Consider the following 21,202-nt stretch of genomic DNA (forward strand, 5'->3'; position numbering starts at 1 on the left):
GGCCCCTTCGCTAGTCCCGCGCCCCTGGGCTAGTCCGCCGAGCGGCGCCGGAGTTCCCGGACGACGTCATGCACTTCGCCGTCCATGATGATCTCGCCGTGCTCCAGGAGCACACCACGCTTGCACACCGAGGCGACCAGATCCAAGTCGTGGCTCACTACGAACAGCGTCTTGCCGGCCGCTGCCAATTCGTTGATCTTGGTGATGCATTTGCGTTGGAACGGTTCGTCGCCCACGGCAAGGATCTCGTCGATGAGGAAGACCTCCGGGTCCGTGTGAACCGCGATCGAGAAAGCCAACTTCAGGTACATGCCCGATGAATAGAACTTGACCTCGGTGTCGATGAACTCTCCGATTTCGGAGAACTCCACAATCGAGTCGAACATTTCATCGATCTGGTTTTGGCTCATCCCAAGGATGGCCCCGTTGAGGTACACGTTGTCGCGCCCGCTGAGGTCGTGGTGGAAACCGGCTCCCACTTCGATCAGTCCGGCGACTCTTCCCCTTGTATGCACGGTACCCTCGTCCGGCTGGAGCACGCCCGAAATGAGCTTCAAGAGAGTTGACTTGCCTGAGCCGTTAAGCCCGAGCAACGCCACGGTTTCGCCTTGTTCGACATCCAGCGAAACGTCCTTCAGCGCATCGAACTTCTTCGAAAGGTCCCCTTTACGCCCCGTCAGCAACCAGACAATTGCTTCTTTCATGCTGCGGGTGTGCCGGAGCACGAACTTCTTCCGCAAATTCCGGCAGGTGATCGCCACCCTGTCGGAAACTTCCGCGGGTACAGTCATTTCAGAGCTCCTGGGCAAAGTGGACAGACAACTTCATGAAGACGAGCTGGCCGATCACGAGGACGAGTGCAGCGACGCCAAAGGCAGAGGGGAACCAGACGGTGAGCAAGTCGGGCGGCATGGAAATCGACCCGGATTGCGCAGCGCTCAGCGTCGGGGACCAAAATGCCCAGTGGAAGATTTCGACGGCGACTGTGACCGGATTCAGCTGGTACAAAAAGAACCAGGGACCCATGACGCGCTGCACCATCGGCCACACGTAAAGGACCGGTGAGGCCCACGTGACGATCATGAGGATCATATCCACGATGTTCTCGGAGTCGCGGAAGTAGACGTTGGCGGCACCGAAAAGGAGGCCAAGGCCGGTGGAAAGAATCGCTGTCAGCACAAACGCCCCGACGACTGCCAGCAATTGCCAGACCGAGGGACTCCAACCGGTCAAGAGGCAGGCTCCGAGCAAGACCACTACCTGGGGAAGCAAATGGGCTGCGGAAACCCACACGGTCGAGACGGGGAACAGCTCCCGGGGCAGGTAGATCTTACGGATAAGGTCTCGGTTGTCCACAATCGAACGGGTCGCGTTGCCCAGCGACTCCGTGAAGAAATTGACCAGCACAATTCCAGCAAACAGATAGATCGCGTAGTTGGGGGTTCCGCGCTGCATGTCGAGGAAGACGCCGAGAGCGACGAAGTAGATCAAGAACTGCATCAGCGGCTTCACGTAGGACCACAGGAGTCCCAAGACGGAGCCGCGATAGCGGATCTTGATCTCCTTGCGCACCAGTAATTGCAGCAGGAACTTGTGTTTGTAGACGTCGACGATGCCGCGGCCGCGGCCCGGTTGGACCAAGTCGGTCACGGGCTGTGCCATCTAGTGGCCTTCCTCGTCGGCCAAGCCAAACGTCTTCTTCCAAGCTTCCATGGAGGTGATCTCCGGCAGGGCCTTGCGGTACTGCTCCGAGAGCTCCTCCCACTGGCGGTAGAGATTGGCGTGGAGCTTTCCTGCTTCCGCCAGCATGGACTTGAGCTTGTCAGGATCGCGTTTGTACCAGGAAGCCGCGGTGCCATCGGCGTTCGAAACCACAACGCTGTCATAGTGCGCCAAGCGGAACCATCTGTTGTCCCGGTGTGCCAGGAAGCCCTGCGGCCGCTCTGCCGATTCCGCGGCCGGCTTCTTCACCAACTGGCGGGCAACCGTGGTGACACCCCATTTAACGAGGTCCTTCTTGTTGGGAAGTCCAATGGGATTGAGACCGGAGGGTCCGCGGCCCAATGCCGGGGCTGGAAAATCATCGACGTTCTCGCGCATCTCCGCGTCGGGATAGTCGGACTTCAACGCATTGATCTCGCCGAGCTTCGTGGCGAGATTGCCGTGCAGATGCGCGGGCCCGAGGAAGAGATCCTTGAGGGCATCGAGGCGTGAATGTTCGGTGAAGTACTGCATCGAAACCAAGTGCTTTACATCGGCTTGGAACGACTCCCGGATAACGCGGCCACCCTTCTTATAGGGGCTGTAGATGAGCGTGGTGATCAGGCGGTTCCGGCCATGGAAATAGGCTTGCCATCCGACCAGGTCGTCCTTGTCGATCCAGGAGACATGCCAGACGGCCGCGCCGGGCAAGGAAACCGTGGCAAAACCGGCTTCACGGGCGCGAAGTCCGTATTCGGCGTCGTCCCACTTGATAAAGACGGGAAGCGACAGCCCGATCTCGCGGATGATTTCCGTCGGGATCATGCACAGCCACCAGCCGTTGTAGTCGACGTCGACGCGCCGGTGCAGCCACGGCGTCTGCCGAAGGTTCGCAACGCTGAAGTCGTGCCTCATCTCCATGTCCGCATGGGGCATGGCCGGCACGAATCGATAGGGGTCCACCACTTCACCAAAGGTGTGGAGAACGCTGCGGCTGTAGAGGTCGAACATGTGGCCGCCGACGATAGTCGGCTTCCGGCAATGGTCCGAGAAGGTCAGCAGGCGCGCGATACTCTCCGGTTCGATCACGACGTCGTCGTCCAACAGGAGCGCGTAGTCGCTGCCGTTCTCCACGGCCTCATACATGCCGCGGGAGAAGCCACCCGAGCCGCCGAGATTGGCTTGGTTGATGATCCGCAGCTTGTCACCGAGGGCGGACTTCACTTCGGCAAAGCCTGGCTGCTCGGCAACCTTTTGGGTTCCTTGGTCCACGATGAGGATTTCCTGGACGTGTTCCAGCACCTCGGGATGCTCCGAGAGGATCCTGGCGTTGTTCAGGCAGAAGTCCGGCTTGTTCATGGTGGTGATCTCGAGGGTCACCTTGCCGGGGTTGCCCTCGCGCTCCGCGCCTTGCCATTCCGCTGAATCGAGCGTCAGTTCCTCACGGCTGGAGGCCAGATCGAACCAGTACCACCCGCCGTCGCCGAAGGGCTTGAGGGAGAGTTCGAATTCGGTGACAGCGGCGCCCTCGACCCTCGCACCATCAACACGCTGGAGAGTGCCCCGCGCGTTCGACTTGTAGACCGTGACTGTACCGTGGCCCGTTGTACGGACAACGAGGCGGACCATTTGAAGGTCCGTCCAGCGGCGCCAGTAGCTCGCGGGAAACGCGTTGAAGTACGTTCCGAAGGAAAGCTGCTCTCCCGCGCGGAGCCTTACGGAACTCCTGGAGAGGACGTCTTCAAAATGGACCTCTTCGCCGCCCGAACTGACGAAGTGAAGTTTCTCCTCGGTCGACTTGGGGTTCCTGGCGAATTCGTCGTTCTCGCGGAGGCGGATACCGTTCGCTGGTCCGGCGTCGACGTACAACGCCGTGGTGTCCAGCTGGTCATCAGCGGGCAGGATAACCCGCTGCAATACTTGCATCTTGATTTCGCTGCTCACGCGTCTACTCCTCCGCTTTCAATTGCCGCGCCGCTTTCGAAGTGCGGACGAATCCTGTTTTCAAACATCGACAGCGCCGAACCGATGGCCATGTGCATATCGAGGTACTTGTAGGTGCCAAGACGCCCGCCGAAGAGTACATTCTCTTCCGCCGCCGCCAAATCCCGGTACTTGAGCAGCTTCTCCCTGTCGAGTGCCGTGTTGACCGGGTAGTACGGTTCGTCGCCCTTTTCCGCGAATCGAGAGAACTCACGCATGATCACGGTCTTCTCCGTCTGGTATTCGCGCTCGGGGTGGAAATGCCGCGGCTCGATGATCCTGGTGAACGGGACGTCGTCGTCGTTGTAGTTCACAACGGAGGTCCCCTGGAAGTCGCCCATGTCCAGGACTTCCTCTTCGAAATCGATGGTGCGCCAGGACAGGTCTCCGGCGACGAAGTCAAAGTAGCGGTCCACCGGGCCCGTGTAGACGACGGGAATCTTGCCGACAACCTTGTCTTTCTTATACTCATGGGAGTTGTCGAAGAAGTCCGTGTTCAGCCGCACTTCGATGTTCGGATGCTCGGCCATCTTCTCGACCCACGCGGTGTATCCGTTGGTCGGAAGGCCCTCGTACTTGTCGTTGAAGTAGCGGTTGTCGTAGTTGTAGCGGACGGGAAGCCGGGAAATGATCCCTGCCGGCAGGTCCTTGGGGTCCGTCTGCCACTGCTTGCCGGTGTAGTGCTTGATGAAGGCCTCGTAGAGTGGACGGCCGATCAGCTGGATGCCCTTGTCGTTGAGGTTCTGCGGATCGGTTCCGGCAAGTTCGCCAGCCTGCTCCTGAATGAGTGCCCGCGCCTCGCCGGGCTTCAGGTTGGCCCTGAAGAACTGGTTGATCGTTGCCAGGTTGATGGGCAGGGAGTAGACCTCGCCCTTGTGGACGCCGTACACCTTGTGCACGTAATTGGTGAAGGTAGTGAACCGGTTGACGTATTCCCAAACCCGTTCATTCGAGGTGTGGAACAGATGCGCACCATACCGGTGCACCTCGATGCCCGTTTGCTCTTCCATTTCGCTGTATGCGTTGCCTCCGACGTGGTGCCGGCGGTCGATGACAACAACCTTCAAGCCCAGCTCGGTGGCTGCCTGTTCTGCGATTGTCAGGCCAAAAAAGCCCGACCCGACAATGACGAGGTCAGCGGTCACAAAATCTCCTGGTTCGAATATGGGCAGCCCAATGGTGTGCATTGGCTGCAGGTCAAGCCTACCCGAGATGGCGCGCCCGGTTTTCGAGCCGGCCCCTTCCCGGGCGAACGAGTGCCACGTTTTCCACATAGGCCAACTGCCCATGAACACCCGGTGCTCAGCACAAATATCGTGGGAGAACAGCAGACGCGCGAACCGAAGGAGCGGACACAATGACATTCCATTGCACCCTTGTCCGGGCCCCGGGGGCGTTACGGCAAAGTGAGCCCATCGAACTGACCATGGCCGCAGGAAACGGCACACCCGGCGCCGTCGTCGAGGCCGCAGTCGCGGCTGAGTTCGGAACCGGAAAACTTGCGGTCGATGGACTGCCCCTCGGCGGCCTCACCGTTGGTTCGGCGCCGCTCATCTCGGGAGCTGTGTTGGTGGACGGGGCCGGTCAGGAGGGGCGGGACACCCGTGACGGCAATCGGAGTCCGGCAGCGTTGTCCTTGCTGGTGCATGCCGGACCAGCCGCGGGCCTGGTCATACCGTTGGAACGGGGCACTTACACGATTGGCCGGAGCAACGCTGATATCTGCCTCCCGGATCCCGATGTTTCCCGGGTTCACGCCGTCCTCACGATCTCCGAAACAGCCGTCACCATAAGCGACACGGGGAGCGCGAACGGAACAGTGGTGGATGGACGCAAAGTCCGCTCCGCCCACCTCTCAACCGCTTCCAGGATTCGATGTGGTGGCTCGGTCATGTCAATAGTCTTCGGCGACGATGAGCACGGAGCGGAGGCGCTGGGGACCGCAGGCCTGGGCGTCGCCGAGCCGATCCTGGTTACCCGGCGCCATGATGCCGGCAACCGAACGCAACTTCTCCTCACGGCCGGGCTCCCGGTCCTGCTGGGAGTCGGAATGGCACTCGCCACCGGCATGTGGATGTTCCTCGGATTCACCGCAATTTCGGCCATCGCGATTCTTGTCCCGGCAATTTCGGGAAAACGCGAGCGCCGCCTTCTGGCTGCCGCGATCGCGGCGGCCGTCGAACAGGATCGGGCCAGACGACGGCGGTGTTCACCATCCGCCGCTGAGCTCGCCTTTGCCGTCAGCTCAGCAGCCTGCCTCCCCACGGAACACGGACGAAGGCAATGGACACCGCCAAGAACCAGCACAACGCAAGGAACCGGCACGGTTAAGGGAGCCCGTACGGAGCAAGCCTCGGGCGCAACGCAAGGAACGGCGGGCTGCCGCGATGTCTGGCTCCGGCTCGGCACCAGTCCGCAGAATGCCCGCGTTGCGCTCGATCCCGCGGACCCGGGCTTTCAGCCACCGCATTTAGGCCCGGTTCCGGTAGTTCTGGATCCCTCCATGCAAACCGTTTCCCTCTCGGGACCCGAAGCCAAGGTGCAAGGAATGTTCAGATTCCTACTCATGCAACTGGCCGCCTTTCCGGGCGCAAGCAACGTCCCCGTCCTCATACACGGAGCGATGACCCACTTGCCGTCAAGTGCCCGGTTCCTCCCCCGCGTCACCTTGACCACGGACTCCTCTTCAGCCGCAACTGTTCTTTCCGCGCCCGCGGACAGACCGGGAGCACTGTTTCTGGTGGGGCCCGAACGTGATCCCACCATCGGCCCACTCCGGGCGGCGGCGATCGAGTCCGGATGGAGAGTCTTCCAACGTTCCGCAGGCGGGGACGAAAGCAGTTGCGCGGTCGAACTGTGGAGCAATGGCGCAATCCTCCGCTCGTGTCTATCGGAAACGGAATTTGACCCTGACCTTGTACCGCACCTTGTCTTCGACCGCTACTGTCGGTCATTGGCGAGATTGCCCGGCTCGGCGGCAGAAGGGGCGCCGCTTGTCCCCTCTAGTTGCCAACTTGCCGAATTGCTTCCGCCAGAGCCTTCAAGCATCGCGGACCGCTGGAGCACTTCTTCAGTACGCGGAGGGCTGTCTGCGGTCATCGGTCAAGGAACCGACGGACCCCGGTCGTTCGACCTGGTTTCAGACGGCCCGCATCTCCTCGTTGCTGGAACTACGGGATCGGGAAAGTCAGAGCTTCTGCGCACGATAGTGTCCGCAATCTCGCTGACCCACAGCCCGGACAGGGTCAACTTCCTATTTGTTGATTTCAAGGGAGGTTCGGGCCTCGGGCCGTTGCTCGACCTTCCGCAATGCGTCGGAATGCTGACGGACCTCAGCGAACACGAGCTCGAACGTACCCTCTCCTCCCTCCGGGCCGAGGTTCGGATGCGGGAAGCGACCCTTTCGAAGGCCGGGGTCCCTGATTTGCCTGCATATTGGGCCAAAGCCGGCGGAACCGGGGGCGAGGGCGAGTCGGGACGAAGGAGCCGGTTTCCAATACTGCCCCGTCTTGTACTTGTAATCGACGAATTCAGGATGCTCATTGAAGACGCCCCCGATGCCTTGGCCGAATTGATGCGGATCGCCACGGTAGGACGGTCTCTGGGCATTCACTTGATCATGGCTACACAACGTCCACAGGGTGCCCTGAGTGCGGACATCCGGGCCAACGTGACTACCAGCATTGCCCTTCGCGTCCAATCAGAAATGGAATCCCGGGACATCATCAACTCACCGGCGGCGGCATCGATTCCGGTGTCTCGACCTGGCCGGGCATATATGGTTCGCGGAGGGGAGGATGCCGAGCCCTTTCAGTCGGCAACTCTTGCGGGCAGCGAAAAGGCCCCGGCGCTCACAAAGGCCGTTGCATTGCCGACAACGGGGTCGCTCCGCTTCGGCGGTTGGTCTGAAACAGCCGACGCAGCGACTCAGGGGGCGATCGCGACGCCAGCAGAAGCCGCCCGTTCCATTATTAAGGCGATCAACCAGGTTTGGGACGTCCGCGGGCGTTCAGCACCCCGGAGACCCGTTGCACATCCGCTTCCAGAATCCGTTCCCTTTCACGATTCCCCCGGCATAGCGGCAATCACGGGAAAGCGCGCGGCAAGCGGATCGCCGGCAGGGCCGACAGCCTACCTTGGCTTGGCAGACTTGCCGGCGCAACAACGAGTTGCCGGCTTGTACTGGACTCCGCTCGTCCACGGGAATCTTGGACTCGTTGGTCCTCCTGGGAGTGGAGTCGACGATACCTGTAAGGCGGCAGCGGCGCAGCTTGTTGGAAGTGCCGAGGAACTCCATCTCTATATCCTCGACGGGGACGGTTCGTACACCGACGTGGCAGCCCAGGGACGAGTGGCGGCCGTCGCCTCCTCCACCGACAGCAGGAGGGGAGTCCGCATCCTGGAGAGGCTCGCGGCTGAGATGTCGTCGCGGCAATCCCCGGGAACCGCCGGGCAGGTCCCGCTTCTGCTGGTTATCTCGAACTGGGGTTCGTGGGTCTCCGAGTTGCGCGCCGGAGCGCTGGCCTGGGCAGAAGACGTTGTTCATGCGATCGTCCGCGATGGACCAAAGGCAGGAGTGGCTGTTCTTGTCACCGGCGATCGCGAACTGACAGCGTCACGCATGTTCGCGTCAATCCCCAACCGCGCCTACTTTCCCACCGGGACAACGGAAGAAGGGCGCTTGGCGTGGCCCCGTTTCGTGGCTATGAAGCCTATGACAGGCCGGGCGGTCGTGAGTGGCAACCTGCTTGACGTCGACAAGGCAGTCGCGCAGCTCGTGGCGCCCCCTCCAGGCGTGGCCTGGCCGTACGGCGCGCCCCCGGAGCCCGCACGGCGCCCATTCCGGGTGGATCCCCTGCCGCAGTTCATCCGGGCTTCGGATCTCGCTGCCCATAGCCGAACCGAAACCGCTTCCCTCTCCCGCGCTCGTGCGCAGGGGTCGGTACTCCTCGGGGTTGGAGGGGACGAACACGAACCTGCTTGGATCACACTGCCGCGCCCAGGCGTCCTCCTCGCCCTTGGCACTCCCGGTTCCGGCAAGTCCTCGTTGCTCACCGCGTTGGCCATGCTCAATCCAGGCCATCATTGGTGGGCGCCACCCGAAGGGACCGATCCTGATGCCGGTTGGGCTGCATTCCACCGGGATGCGCGCCGCAGGCTCGTGGGAGCAGAAGTCATCCCCCTCGTGGACGACGTCGATCGCCTCAGCAGGGAAACCGCTGTCCTCCTGGCTGAACTTCCCGGCATGGGCTTCTCAGTCGTGGCGACTGCGGGAAGCCCAGCCCTCATGCAGCGGACGCCGCTTGCTTCCCTGGCCGGAAACCACGGAACCGGACTTCTCCTTGGCAATGCGCCGCCTGCCGCTGCGGATTTCTTCGGCGTGCGCATCGCCGCCGAACAAGCGCCGCCACCGGGTCGTGCTGTCCTCATTGAGAATGGACGAACACGCTCCCTCCAGATCGCCGCTCCGGGTTAGGAAGCCGTACCAAAGCGAAAACAGCTAGAGGGCGGCGCGGGATCCGCCCGCCCGGGAAGCAAAGGCAACCACCCGCTTGTCGAACAAAAAGACGATCGCGGCCAAAGCCGGCACCACCATGGCCAGGCCGGCGAGAACCAGGCCTCCGGTCATGGTGGGAAACCCGATGGTCAGGGCGAACAGCTGGGCAACCAACGCCGGTGCCCGGGTCCAACGGTAGCCACGGAACAGGAAGTGTCCCACAGCAAACAACAATGCAGAAAAGGCCAGCAGAAGGCCCAAAGTAAATACGGCTCCCCAGAATGAGGCCACCGGAGCCCCTGTCACGAGCTCGTATATATACAGCGCCCCGGCGATCAATAGTGCGAGGGCTTCCAGCACAACCACAATCGAAATAACAACGATTCCTGCAGGACGCGGTCCTCCGCCGATTGCCCGGCCTAAGTTATCGCGGCTGGTCCCCTGGCCGTCGTCGCCGGGCGCTGCTGGGTGATGGTGGGGGTTCAGAGGGGGTCTTGACACACTGGCACACTACCGGACATAGTCGAATACCTGTGAGTAGGCCGGTATCCAATGTGATGCATCGCTCACGGTTTCAAACGCTTGAACCCCTTGTTTACATGGCGTTAACATGACACGCTTGACTCAGACGACCAAGGGGGCCCAATGGGTCCCCTTTCCTATGAAGCCTCTCGTGAATATTTTCACAAAAGGCTTAACTAGTACTCACGAATGGAGTGACTGATCAGCATGGATTGGCGTAACCGCGCAGCCTGCCTTGACAAGGACCCGGAGCTTTTCTTCCCCGTAGGCAACACCGGCCCTGCGCTTCTCCAGATCGAGGAAGCGAAGAGTGTCTGCCGCCGCTGTCCCGTCGTGGACACATGCCTTCAGTGGGCCCTTGAGTCGGGTCAGGACGCTGGCGTCTGGGGCGGAATGAGCGAGGACGAGCGACGTGCACTCAAGCGCCGCGCCGCCCGCGCCCGCCGCGCTTCCTAAGCGACTCGGCCCGCAAAACACAACGCCTGAGGCAAAGAGAACACACGAAGATGGCCCGGACTGATAAGTCCGGGCCATCTTCGCATTTCTGACCGCGGTCAGAGACAGAGCGCGTCGCCAGCGGACGGCGTCAGCTCCGGACGAGGTTCAGGACGATCTCGACGGCGGTGCCGCCGCCGTCGCGCGGCCGCCACTGGATGCTGCCACCCAATTCGCTCGTGACGAGCGTCCGCACAATCTGAAGGCCTAGACCTTCCGTGTATGACCCCTCGGGCAGCCCGACGCCATCATCGGCGATCGTCACCGTGAGGAGTTCATCGCCGCGCTCCCCCGTGGACCGATCGGCCATGAGCCAAACCGTTCCGGCCCGTCCTTCAAGGCCGTGCTCCACCGCATTCGTCACGAGCTCATTGATGACAAGAGCAAGGGGCGTGGCAAAGTCGCTCGGCAACTCGCCGAACAGGCCCGCGCGCTCGGTCCGGACGTGCTGCGAAGGGGACGCTACTTCTGCGGAGAGCCGGAACTGGCGTCCAATGAGTTCATCGAAATCAACGCTCTGCGTGAGGCCTTGCGAAAGTGTCTCGTGAACCAAGGCAATCGTCGCCACTCGCCGCATTGCCTGCTCCAGGCCTTGCTTCGCCTCATCGCTGACCATCCGTCGCGACTGCATGCGCAGCAAAGCCGCCACCGTCTGCAGGTTGTTTTTGACGCGGTGGTGGATTTCACGAATTGTCGCGTCCTTGGTCACCAGCTCGAGCTCACGGCGTCGCAGTTCGGACACGTCGCGGCACAGCACCAAGGCTCCGAAGCGATGCTTCTCGTCACGCAACGGAATCGCGCGCAACGACAAGCTGACACCGCGGGACTCGATCTCGCTCCTCCAGGGCATCCGACCCGTGACGACCAGCGGCAATGTCTCGTCCACCATCCGCCGGTCCTTGAGGAGTCCTGCGGTTACTTCCGCAAGGGACCGTCCTTCCAAGGTTTCCACCTCGCCGAGGCGACGGAAGGCGGAGACACCGTTTGGACTCGCATACTGGACGATCCCGTCGGCGTCGAGCCTTATCAGGCCGTCACCCACGCGGGGAGCGCCACGGCGGGAACCCGTCGGTGAAGCGAAATCCGGCCAGAGTCCCAGCGTTCCCATCCGGAGCAGATCGTAGGCGCATTGCCGATAGGTGAGCTCCAGGCGGGAAGGCATCCGCGAACTGGAAAGGTCCATATGCGACGTGACGACGGCAAGGGTCCGTCCGTTCCTGACCATGGGAACCGCCTCGACGCGCAAGGCCATCTCGCTGCTCCAGCTCGTTTCGCTGGAGCGTTCGATGGAACGGCTGGACCACGCTTTGTCGACTATCGGTCGCAGATCCGAGCGGATGCCTTCCCCGACGAAGTCCGCATGAAACACCGTGTGGCTCGTCGACGGCCTCACGTGAGCAAGCGCGATGTAACCGAATTCAGGATGCGGAAACCATAGGGCCAAGTCCGCGAACGCCAGGTCGGCGACCATCTGCCAGTCGCCGACCAGGAGGTGCAGCCATTCGGCATCTCCAGGCCCGAAATCAGCGTGCTCCCTGATGGGGTCTGTAAAGATTGCCACTGCACCTCCATATAACGCCCGGGCTTGTCCCTAGCGTCGAACGATTGACCTCAAGAGCCTCAATGCTACCGACAGAGAAGCCATGTCGTCGGCCTCCAGCGCGTTGACCTCGTCGAACATGCTCTTCGCGCGGCCCAATTGCTCGGCATTGATGCCTTCCCAGGCCCGCAAACGGGCCTCGGCGTCGAGGTCGGCGTCGGTCGATTCGAGCACCGATGTCGTCATGTCCGCTACGGTCGAGTAGAGGTCGTCGCGCAGGGCTGCACGGGCAAGAGCCTGCCAGCGGTCATCGCGCGGGAGCGCGGTAATTCGCTCCAGCAATGAATCGACGTGGAAGCGGTCGAATACCGTGTAGTAGACGTGGCTGACCTCTTCCACACGGGCGTCGCGGCTGTGCGTGATCTTGGCGATGTCCAGGAGCACGAAGCTCTCGAACAGCTCGGCCCAGCGATGGGCGAGCGTGTCGGGAAGTCCCCACGAGCGCGCCTTTTCGAGCCAGCCGGTAACGCGCTCTTTGTCGCTGCCGCGCAAGTAGTCGAGCACCCGGGCCCGCATCGGATCCATCATCGGCTTGAATTCCGCGACGATCTCCGAGATCGGCTTCGAGGCGTTGCCCTGGCTCAGCAACCAGCGAACGGCACGGTCCAGAAGCCTCCGGATGTCGAGGTGGACGGTGCTCCAGTGTTCCGTGGGGAACGAGGCAGGCAGGGCATTGAGCTCCCGCACCATCGACTCGAGTTCGTAGATCTCACGGAGGGCTACGAACGCCTTGGCGACGGCGACCTCGGTAGCCGAGGTCTCCTCCATGGTGCGGAAGGCGAAGGTGATCCCGCCCAGGTTGATCATATCGTTGGCCACCACGGTGGCGATGATTTCGCGGCGCAAGGGATGGGTGTCCAGTTCCGCGTCGAACCGCTCTCGGAGCTGCTTCGGGAAGTAGGAGCGGATCGTCTTACGGAACCAGGGGTCATCCGCCAGATCACTGTCCCGCAATGCCGAGCCCAATTCGATCTTGGCGTAGGCGGCGAGCACGGACAGTTCCGGGGACGTCAGGCCCTGGCCCTGTTCCAACCGTTCGCGAAGCGTCTCGGTGGTCGGCAGCGCTTCGAGGTCCCGTTTGAGGTCGGCGGACTTCTCGAGCCAGTCCATCAGGCGCTCGTAGCTCGGGCTCCATTCGGCGACGCGAGTGCGGTCGTTGAGCAAGAGGATGTTCTGATCGATATTGTCTTCGAGCACAAGGCGCCCGACCTCGTCGGTCATGTCGGCGAGGAACGAAGTGCGCTCGGAAGCATCCAGTTTTCCTGCGGCAACCATCCGGTCGACGAAGATCTTGATGTTGACTTCATGGTCGGAGCAATCGACGCCGGCAGAGTTGTCGATTGCGTCGGTGTTGAGGATGACACCCTGCAGAGCGGCCTCGATACGTCCGCGCTGCGTCATTCCGAGGTTGCCGCCTTCGCCCACGACCTTGACGCGGAGTTCGCGCCCATTCACGCGGATGACGTCGTTTGCCTTGTCTCCCACCTCGGCGTGGGACTCGGTGCTGGCCTTGATGTACGTTCCGATCCCGCCGTTGTAGAGGAGATCGGCCGGAGCCAGGAGTATTGCACGCAGAAGTTCAGGCGGACTCAGCTGAACCGTTCCGTCCGGCAGGCCAAGGGCACGGCGGACTTCCGGCGAAATCGGGATGACCTTGGCCTGCCGGGGGTAGACCCCGCCGCCTGCGCTGATGAGCGAGCGGTCGTAGTCGTCCCAGGAGGAGCGGGGAAGCTCGAAGAGACGCTGCCGCTCGCCGAAGGACGAAGCGGCATCCGGCGTCGGGTCCAGGAAGATGTGGCGGTGGTCGAAGGCGGCCAGGAGGCGGATGTGCTTGGAAAGCAGCATTCCGTTGCCGAACACGTCGCCGGACATGTCACCGACGCCAACCACGGTGAATTCCTCGCTCTGGGTGTCAAGGTCCAGCTCGCTGAAGTGGCGCTTGACCGACTCCCATGCGCCGCGGGCCGTAATAGCCATGGCCTTGTGGTCGTACCCCACGGAACCACCGGAAGCGAATGCGTCCCCCAGCCAGAATCCATACTCGGCGGCCAGGCCGTTCGCGGTGTCCGAGAAGGTAGCGGTGCCCTTGTCAGCTGCCACCACCAGGTACGAATCGTCGTCATCCTGACGGACAACGTCCGACGGCGGCACAATCTTCTCGCCGTCGGCTGTGGTCACGAGGTTGTCGGTGAGGTCGAGCAGGCCGCGGATGAAGGTCTTGTAGCTTTCGATGCCCTCGGCCATCCATGCGGCACGGTCAAGTGCCGGATCCGGAAGTTGCTTCGCGAAGAATCCGCCCTTGGCACCGGTCGGCACAATCACGGCGTTCTTGACGGTCTGTGCCTTGACCAGCCCGAGGATCTCGGTCCGGAAGTCTTCACGGCGGTCCGACCACCGCAAACCGCCACGGGCCACCTTGCCGAAGCGCAAGTGCACGCCTTCAACGCGAGGCGAGTACACCCAGATCTCGTACTTTGGCCGCGGGAACGGCAGTCCGTCGATCGTGGTCGGATCCAGCTTGAAGCTGACGTACGACTTGCCTTGGAAGTAGTTCGTGCGCAGCGTCGACTCGATGAGGTTGACGAAAGTCCGCAGGACCCGGTCGGCGTCGAGCGTTGCCACCTGGTCAATTGCTTCGGCCAGTGCGGCGCGGGCGCCCTCCTGGCGGGCCGGACGCGCGGCGTCAGGCGACGACGGATCGAAGCGCGCCCCAAAGAGGTCAATAAGGCCGCGGGCAACCTCCGGGTTGGCGAGGAGGGTATCCGCTATGAACTCGAAGGAGTTGGTGTTCCCCATCTGGCGCATGTACTTCGCATAGGCGCGGAGCATGACAACCTGCCGCCAGTGGATACCTTCCCGGAGGACGAGCCGGTCGAAACTGTCGGACTCCACCGCACCGGTCACGGCGGCGCTGAAGGAGTCCGCCAAGAGCTGGCCGGTGGCCACGGGATCGACACCGGCGGGGTACTTCAGGCCAAGGTCGTAGAGGAAGAAGTCCCGGTGGTCGGCAGTCTCAATCTCGAAAGGCCGCTCATCGAGAACCTCAAGGCCAAGATTGTGGAAGTAGGGCAGGATCTGGCTCAGGCTCTTCGGTTCCAAAAGGTAGAGCTTGACGCGGGCATCCTCTTCGAGCAGTTCACCGGCGCCGTTGGGCAGGTAGACATGCACGCCGGGGACCGCCTGGACAGCGACGGCGTCGCGGTCGGTTGTGGCGGCATACTTCTCGAAACGCTCAATGTCCTTGAGTGCGTCTTCGACTTCGTAGTCGACCCGGTAGCCGGCGGGGAACGCATCTGCCCACAGGGCGGACAACCGCTCGGCATCCAAACCGCTGGTGTTCTCGCGGAGCACCTCCGCAATTCCTTCGGCCCAGGACCGCGAAGCCCGGACAAGCCGCTTTTCGAGTTCACCGGCGTCGACATCGCGAAGCTCAGCCTCCCGCGGGAGCCGGATACGGAAGAACACCCTTGAGAGTGCGGACTCCGTGATCCGGGCCTCGTAGTCGATGCTCTCGGCTTCGAAAGTCTCGCGGAGTTCCTGTTCAATTCGCTGCCGGACGTTGGTGGTGTAGCGGTCACGGGGCAGGTAGACCAATGCCGACATGAATCGCCCATAGATGTCCGGGCGCAGGAAGAGCTTCGTACGACGCCGCTCCTGCAGACGCTGAATGCCCAAAGCCGTTGCTGCCAGGTCCTCGGTCTCTATCTGGAAGAGTTCGTCACGGGGGTAGGTCTCGAGGATACCGACAAGGTCTTTGCCAGAGTGTGAGTCCTGGGGGAAACCGGCCGAGCGGAGCACGGCGTCGACCTTTTCCCGAACGATCGGGATGTTCCTTACGGAACCGGTGTACGCGCTCGTTGCGAAGAGGCCGATGAAGCGGCGCTCACCGTTGACGTTGCCGGCAACATCGAAGCTTTTGACACCGATGTAGTCCAGGTACGCAGGGCGGTGAACGGTGGACCGCGAGTTGGCTTTGGTGATGACCAAGGCACGCTTCTCGCGCGCCTTCCGGCGTCCGGCATCGGTGAGGTGCTGGATTTGGTGCGGGTGGTCACCCGCCCTCAAGAGTCCCAAACCGCTTGCTTCACGCAACTCGAGTACGTCTTCACCGTTCTCGGTGATGAGGTCGTATTCCCGGTAACCAAGGAACGTGAAGTTGCCGTTGTCCAACCAACGCAGCAGGTCCTGCGCTTGCCTGAGTTCCGCGATGTCTTCCGGGTGGGCCACTTTGTCCAGGGACGATGCCAGCTCGAGCGCCTTCGTGCGCATTTTGGGCCAGTCTTCGACGGCGGCCCGGACGTCGTTCAGGACGCGGTGGATTCCGTCCACGAGTTCCTTCTGGAAGTCGTCGGCCACCCTGTCAACCTCGACGGCGATCCACGACTCCATGTGGGAGACGTTGTCACCTTGGGCGATCAGATGGGCGATGTTCGGCATCGCCGCGGTGTCACCGCTCGAGATGCCGATGTTCGACGGCACCCGGGCAATGTCGGACAGGTCGCCGGTGAGGTGGTCACGCGAAACCACGAAGAGCGGGTGCATGACGAGCCGGATAGCGCAGTTCTGGCGAACGAGTTCGGCGTTCACCGAGTCCACGAGGAACGGCATGTCATCCGTGACGATGTACAGAATGCTGCGGTCACCCTCATTGGCGATCCTGACGTTGGCAGTGCCCGGCTTGCGGCTCTGCCCCGCTTCCCGGTGTGCCGCCGCCCTGGAGGTCAACTGCTCGGCAGCGTACCCGCGCGCGTCCTCCTCTGCGAGATGCTCGTAGTAGTCCCCGAAGAATCCCTCCCGGACTACTGCAGGTTTAGAACGATCCTCCACGCTGGATCCTGACGACATCGACAAACGCCTCCATCACATCTCAATTGCTGCGTCCTTGCAGCCCACATGGCGAGCCTAACGCTTTAGACGACGCCTTGCTCTGGAATAAATGACAGAGGATTTGCGATTTTGCTGGACAGGTGCACATACCATATTTGCGATGGCGAGCCGCAATGGAGATTCGGGCGCAGCCTCGAAGAGGACAGAGCCGGACAACAGGGCCACGTCGCAGGCTTCAGGATCGGATGGCAGGAACGCTTCGATGCCTTGATTGGGTCCGTACCGCTCCCATGCTTCACGGAGTTCACGTTCGGGTGAGCGGCCAGCGGATGCGGCCCGGACCTTGTTCAAAACCACTCGGGGAGCCGCGTGCGGGACAGCCTGTTCGAGCTCCGCGAGGCCACGCACGAGTCGCGGAACGCCAACGGCATCGGCCGCGCCGACGGCGTAAACGGTGTCCGCCAGTTCGATACTGCGGAGGGTCGCGGCATTGCGTCGAGGGGCCATGGTGTCGAAGCTGAGTTCTTCGTCCGCTTCAAGGCAGAAACCTGCATCGACTACGACGACGTCCGCGATCTCCTTGGAGAGCTCAAGCACCGAAGAGAGCGCGGCGGCTCGGAGCTCCGTCCACCGGTCCGCGCGCGTAATGCCGGTAAGAACCCGGAAGCTGGTGGTTTTGGCGAAGACCGGCGCGGCGATCCGCTTGAGCGATTCGGTATCCAGCAATCCTTGGTCCGCCAGTCGACAAGACTGCGCCAGTCCGGCGGATTCGTCCAGCAAGCCCAGCGAAGCCGCGACGCTGGCCCCGTAGCTGTCTGCATCGAGGAGGATCACTGACTTGCCTTCCGCCGCCAACTCTGCGGCAAGGTTGACCGCCACAAGAGTCCTGCCAGGCGCCCCGGTAGGCCCCCAGACCGCGATGATCCGGCCAGCCCCGGCCGGCACGTGTTCCGGTTCTTCCGGCGCATCGGTGGGACGGAGTTCTGCCGCAGTATCCGCAAACCCGGAATCCCGAGGCTCCGCGCGTCGTCTTCCTTGTCCGGGCAACTGGCCTACGGCATCGGAGATCCTCGACGCCAGCGTTGCCGAATCCACATCGAGCGACGCCGTCACGACGCCGATGCTGCGCAGGCGGCCCTCCTCTCCCGGATCGTCGCTCAGGGCGACGATGGAGACTCCGACAGCCGCCAGCCGGTCGACCAGCGACGCCGTCAATTCCCCAGCGCCTTCGGCGATGACTGCGGCGCGGGCGAGACCGCTTTGGCATGCGGCCAGGAGTTCGGCGAGTTCACCACACCGACGCACCACCGTCACCGGCCCGTGGAGCCGTTCGAGTCCGCCGACCAAATCTTCCCGGGATTGCCCGACTGTGACAACCGGGATACTCACTTGCCGGCACCGCCCGGATTCCACACCACGGCAATCTTCGCTTTGTTTGCCTGCGCACCAAGAAGGTTCGGCATCTGCTCATCGGTCACCAGGACCAGAACCACCTTCTCCTTGGACGCTCCAAGGGTGGAGGAACCCTCCGTGACCTGGGCGATCTCCGCCCCGGGCAACAGCAACTGCGGCGTGCCGAAACTGTTGCGCGCATCGGGGTGGGCCACCCAGACGTCGACGCGGGATCCTGCCACAGCCTGGGAAGGCAGCGATTCCTGGATCGCGATCGCCACCGGCTTGCGGTCCAAGGAGTCGGCGGCGCCCAGGCTTTCCTGCGGGACGAGTTGGTTCTTGGCAATTCGCTGGATGGCAACTCTTCCCTCCGGCAGACCGCCAGCCAGAGTGACATAGCTGGACTCAACGTCGTCGAGCCGGACCTTGACAACCGCAAGATCGTCCTTGCTGACTTTCTGGCCCACGGCAATCGACTCGCGCGCCGCATAGACCTGAATGGTGCGGTCCGCGGTTCCAACGAGGGCGATGACGCCGGCCAGCGATGCCAAGACCAGGAGAATCCCCACCAAAAGCCGCGGATCCCTCCATGACGGTTTCCTGAGCCGCACTGCAGCGGCCGCGGTAGTTACACCCATCCTGCTCCCCCGTTTGTTTTGTTAGTCGGCGTCGACCTTCAGTGGCCTTTATTCTGACCGCATCTGGGTCCCTTCCGAAAGCCACATGCCTCAAATTACGTCAACCTGTGGATAACCGCGGCAAGTGGATCGAACAGTGGCAAAATGGATGCATGCCCCGATTCCTCACCCTCGCTGATGTCGCCGAACAGCTTCAGATCAACTCGCCGCAGGCATACGCTCTGGTGCGAAGCGGTGAGCTCAAGGCCATCCAAGTGGGCGGCAGGGGCCAGTGGCGCGTCGAAGAAAAGATGCTGGAGCAGTACATCGAGGAACGCTACGCCGAGGCCAGCAGGATCATCCAAGAGGCCAAATCCAAGTCGTCCTGATCTCCGTCCAGCGCCCAGGACAACGACGGCGGGGAGCCGGCCGGGCTAGAAGTCCTGGCCCCGCAATGAACGCAGCGCGGCAAGTGACTGGAACGGAATTGTTGCCACAGATACGACGTTCCCGGACCGGCGGACCTCGCCCGGCAACATAACCGCGAGATCAAAGTGGTCCTTGCCCACGCGATCAATGACGCCCCGCATCGTCCGCTCCTCCTGCGCCAACTCAAGCAGATGAACCGCCAGTTCCGCCCTGTCACGGGCCAGCATTCGCAGTGCGCTGGCCAGGCCAAGCCGCTGTGATGCCTTCGATTGGCCAGCCCGGACCTGCCGACCCAGGCCCTGATACGCCAAAGCCGCCGCGACGGGCACCAACCACTGGTGGCGACCTTCGTCCAAAACCACCGATTCGCTCCCGACATGACTAAGCGTCCCTGACACGTGCGTTCCGGATCGGAGCTTCACATCAATCTTCCGGCCGATCGCGCCACGCAGCCTGTCGGAGACGTTGATTCCGGCGATCTCCACACGTGCCCGCTCTGAAATTTCCGATTCAAGTCCCAGCAATCGCTCAGAGGCCAACTGTGCCTCCATGTCTTCAAACAGAGCATCCCAACGCATTGCGTCAGCGTAAGCGGGCATCCCTCGACGGTCAATCTGTCTTCATCGACAAGCTAGTCCTAGACAAATGCCACTCGTTATGACCAAAATAATTCAAACATCATTAAATAGCATCAAATTGCACATACTTGCATCAACTGGGTAAGGGGAACCCATGGAACAGACGAACAGGCCCGTTCGGAACGATGTTGCAATGGCGGTGACCATCCTGGTGCTCGCCCTTTTGCTCGCTGTCACTGGACTGATCTTGGTTGACCGATGGAACTCCGCGGCAGGACGACTCCAGACACCCATGTTCGAAGACCTCCTGGGATTTGTCGCAACTGCCTCCGGTCTGGGGATCGGCGCCTGGTGGATCGCCACGTTCATCCTGGCAATGGCCGCCGCGTTCCTCCAGCAAATGGGAAAGAACCGCTGCGCGAGCGCCACCGCCAAACTCAGCCCTGCGTTCATGCGCAGACTGGCCGTTGCAATTCTGGGCCTGAATCTCGCGGGAATCCCCGTGGCGAATGCGGCACCGGCACAGTTTGAAGCAGCGTGGAGCCCGGCGAACGGCTCAAACTCGTCGAGCGGCATCTCTGCCCAATGGAAACCCTCCCCTAGTCCTTCTCCCCCTCTCCCGGCCATTCCCTCGTTTGAGTCCGGCTCGTTGGAGATCAACCCGCATTGGCAACCCCGCGCACCTGCCACTGCACCCGGGCTCCTGGGTAACGGGCCGCAGCGTGGCGCCGAACAGCCTGCTTCGCCAAATCAACGCGAAGTGGTGGTGAAACAGGGCGATTCACTGTGGTCGATTGCCGCCCGGCAGCTGGGCCCAATGGCCAGCGACGTCGACATTGCCCACCACTGGCCGAGGTGGTACTCCACCAACCGGCATGTCATTGGAGACGACCCTGGGCTCCTCCTACCGGGTCAGGTCCTCCAACCACCGCCGAACCAGTGACCCAGCCCAACCACCACCAACCAGCGATCCGTAACCGAGGAAGTCCATGAGCGCATCACCAGCCGTCCGCAGCGTGCCGAATGAAGTCCTTCAGGCGGCTTCGCCACCCATTGCCTCCCGTTCGATCATGGCTTCCCCTCGTGCGAAAGCCCGAACGGACGGGCCGTCGGGCGGGGGGCCATCTCCTGCCCGCAAAGCGGCCCAGATCCGCAGTCTCGACGGCGAAATCCGCGCACTGGCCCGCAGCATCGCCCAAGCCGCGGTCGAAGTCCTTGCAGGCACCCGGCCGGCGCAACAGCTCTCACGGACCCTGGATCCCGGATGCCTCAGCGCCCTTCAACACCGTGCCGCATTGACGCGAGCCCATGCTGCCAACGCCCCGGGTGGGCGGCGCCTTCACCGAAGTCCAATGGTCCGTTCCGTGCGTGTCTGCGCGGTGAACGACGGAGTGTACGAGGCCAGCTTGGTTGTCTCGGAAGAACTCCGCTCCCGCGCCGTAGCCATGAGGCTTGAAGGGATCAACGGCGCATGGCGGGTTACCGCCCTCGAAATCGGCTGACGGCCCGGTTCAAAGCACGCGAAAACGGAGAGGGACCAGAACGCGCGTTCTGGTCCCTC

The 21,202-nt window shown here is 62.3% G+C and carries 15 protein-coding genes; 5 read left to right on the forward strand and 10 right to left on the reverse strand.

The features are described from left to right. Positions 1-29: 29 nt before the first annotated feature. Genes QRN51_RS02420 through glf form a run of 4 tightly spaced genes read right to left on the reverse strand, consistent with a single transcriptional unit; the run spans position 30 to position 4,829 of the window. Positions 30-791 (reverse strand): ABC transporter ATP-binding protein, encoded by a 762-nt coding sequence (locus QRN51_RS02420; RefSeq protein ID WP_059387557.1) that lies wholly within the window; start codon positions 789-791, stop codon positions 30-32. A gap of 1 nt (position 792) precedes the next feature. Beyond that, complete coding sequence (locus QRN51_RS02425; protein WP_059387556.1) at positions 793-1,662, reverse strand: ABC transporter permease; 870 nt, start codon at positions 1,660-1,662, stop codon at positions 793-795. Continuing rightward, entirely contained in the window at positions 1,663-3,627 is a 1,965-nt protein-coding gene (locus tag QRN51_RS02430) for a glycosyltransferase (RefSeq protein ID WP_059387567.1), read from the reverse strand. Between the two features lie 14 nt (positions 3,628-3,641). After that, positions 3,642-4,829 (reverse strand): UDP-galactopyranose mutase, encoded by a 1,188-nt coding sequence (glf, locus tag QRN51_RS02435; RefSeq protein ID WP_284988469.1) that lies wholly within the window; start codon positions 4,827-4,829, stop codon positions 3,642-3,644. 212 nt (positions 4,830-5,041) lie between these two features. On the opposite strand from glf, the gene QRN51_RS02440 reads away from it, so the two are divergent. Further along, positions 5,042-9,160, forward strand: a complete 4,119-nt coding sequence (locus QRN51_RS02440) for an FtsK/SpoIIIE domain-containing protein (protein ID WP_284988470.1) — start codon at positions 5,042-5,044, stop codon at positions 9,158-9,160. Between the two features lie 24 nt (positions 9,161-9,184). Here the strand turns inward: QRN51_RS02440 and QRN51_RS02445 are convergent, their stop codons facing one another. Further along, positions 9,185-9,592 carry a hypothetical protein gene (locus QRN51_RS02445; protein WP_253257159.1) on the reverse strand — a complete coding sequence of 136 codons (408 nt, stop codon included), beginning with the start codon at positions 9,590-9,592 and terminating at the stop codon, positions 9,185-9,187. Positions 9,593-9,910: 318 nt separating this feature from the next. Between QRN51_RS02445 and QRN51_RS02450 the strand changes: the two genes are divergently transcribed. Then, positions 9,911-10,159, forward strand: a complete 249-nt coding sequence (locus QRN51_RS02450; protein ID WP_003804966.1) for a WhiB family transcriptional regulator — start codon at positions 9,911-9,913, stop codon at positions 10,157-10,159. Between the two features lie 130 nt (positions 10,160-10,289). Here QRN51_RS02450 and QRN51_RS02455 read toward each other — a convergent pair whose 3' ends face one another. The 4 genes from QRN51_RS02455 to QRN51_RS02470 are packed head-to-tail and all read right to left on the reverse strand — an operon-like array spanning position 10,290 to position 18,655. Continuing rightward, positions 10,290-11,759 (reverse strand): sensor histidine kinase, encoded by a 1,470-nt coding sequence (locus QRN51_RS02455; RefSeq protein ID WP_236811889.1) that lies wholly within the window; start codon positions 11,757-11,759, stop codon positions 10,290-10,292. A gap of 30 nt (positions 11,760-11,789) precedes the next feature. Beyond that, positions 11,790-16,643: an NAD-glutamate dehydrogenase gene (locus tag QRN51_RS02460; protein ID WP_284988471.1), complete on the reverse strand. Its 4,854-nt coding sequence runs from the start codon at positions 16,641-16,643 to the stop codon at positions 11,790-11,792. Positions 16,644-16,700: 57 nt separating this feature from the next. Next, entirely contained in the window at positions 16,701-18,014 is a 1,314-nt protein-coding gene (locus QRN51_RS02465; RefSeq protein WP_284988472.1) for a CpaE/TadZ family protein, read from the reverse strand. Further along, entirely contained in the window at positions 18,011-18,655 is a 645-nt protein-coding gene (locus tag QRN51_RS02470) for an SAF domain-containing protein (protein WP_284988473.1), read from the reverse strand. Before QRN51_RS02470 ends, QRN51_RS02465 begins: the two co-directional genes overlap by 4 nt. Positions 18,656-18,807: 152 nt before the next feature. On the opposite strand from QRN51_RS02470, the gene QRN51_RS02475 reads away from it, so the two are divergent. Next, a complete protein-coding gene (locus QRN51_RS02475) occupies positions 18,808-19,023 on the forward strand; it encodes a helix-turn-helix domain-containing protein (RefSeq protein WP_059387549.1) in 216 nt (71 codons plus the stop codon). A 45-nt stretch (positions 19,024-19,068) separates the two neighbouring features. On the opposite strand, the gene QRN51_RS02480 is transcribed toward QRN51_RS02475, so the two are convergent. Further along, on the reverse strand, positions 19,069-19,641 hold the full coding sequence (locus tag QRN51_RS02480; protein ID WP_284988474.1) for a hypothetical protein: 573 nt from the start codon (positions 19,639-19,641) through the stop codon (positions 19,069-19,071). Positions 19,642-19,795: 154 nt separating this feature from the next. Here QRN51_RS02480 and QRN51_RS02485 point away from each other — a divergent pair, with 154 nt between their 5' ends. After that, on the forward strand, positions 19,796-20,584 hold the full coding sequence (locus QRN51_RS02485) for a LysM peptidoglycan-binding domain-containing protein (protein ID WP_284988475.1): 789 nt from the start codon (positions 19,796-19,798) through the stop codon (positions 20,582-20,584). Positions 20,585-20,630: 46 nt separating this feature from the next. Continuing rightward, entirely contained in the window at positions 20,631-21,143 is a 513-nt protein-coding gene (locus tag QRN51_RS02490; RefSeq protein WP_284988476.1) for an Rv3235 family protein, read from the forward strand. Positions 21,144-21,202: the final 59 nt, after the last annotated feature.

The sequence above is a fragment of the Arthrobacter sp. efr-133-TYG-120 genome (genome assembly GCF_030209785.1).
GTDB lineage: Bacteria > Actinomycetota > Actinomycetes > Actinomycetales > Micrococcaceae > Arthrobacter.